This is a genomic window from Solihabitans fulvus, from assembly GCF_008386585.1.
Taxonomy (GTDB): Bacteria; Actinomycetota; Actinomycetes; order Mycobacteriales; family Pseudonocardiaceae; genus Solihabitans; species Solihabitans fulvus.
The window spans coordinates 1-739 of record NZ_VUOB01000288.1 but is presented as its reverse complement, the minus strand read 5'-3'; the positions used below and the strand labels follow the sequence as shown (position 1 = coordinate 739).

Sequence of the window (739 nt, the reverse complement as noted above, 5' to 3'; positions counted from 1 at the left end):
CACCGAGAGGGGTTACTCGTTCACCACCACCGCTGAGAGGGAAATCGTTCGTGACATCAAGGAGAAGCTCTGCTATGTCGCCCTCGACTTCGAGCAGGAGATGGCCACCGCTGCCGCCTCCACCTCCCTCGAGAAGTCCTACGAACTTCCTGACGGTCAGGTGATCACCATCGGTAACGAGAGGTTCCGTTGTCCCGAGGCTCTCTTCCAGCCTTCCTTCCTGGGTATGGAATCGTGCGGCATCCACGAGACCGTGTACAACTCCATCATGAAGTGCGACGTCGACATCCGTAAGGACCTGTACGCCAACACCGTCATGTCCGGTGGTACCACCATGTACCCCGGTATCGCCGACAGGATGCAGAAGGAGATCACCGCCCTCGCGCCCTCGACCATCAAGATCAAGATCATCGCTCCCCCCGAGAGGAAGTACTCCGTATGGATCGGTGGATCCATCCTGGCTTCCCTGTCCACCTTCCAGCAGATGTGGATCTCGAAGGAGGAATACGACGAGTCCGGCCCCGGCATCGTCCACCGCAAGTGCTTCTAAGCAGCGCGGCCGCGTGACCCCGGTGCTGTGTGGTGTTGTGCTCGTCCGAGTTCTGAACGCAACCGTCAGTACGTTGTACCTAGTGATACCTGAGAACTGAACATCTAATCTAACGCCATCTATTCTAATGTAATTTATTGTAAAATTTTATATAAATTTAATTTCTTTTTTATTTTTATTATATACACG

At 53.5% G+C, this 739-nt stretch carries 1 protein-coding gene; it reads left to right on the top strand.

Annotated features, from left to right (window positions below; all coding sequences use genetic code 11):
* A partial coding sequence (locus F0L68_RS45870) for an acetate and sugar kinases/Hsc70/actin family protein (protein WP_223199641.1) occupies window positions 1-550 on the top strand: 550 nt, incomplete at its 5' end.
* Between the last annotated feature and the right edge of the window lie 189 nt (window positions 551-739).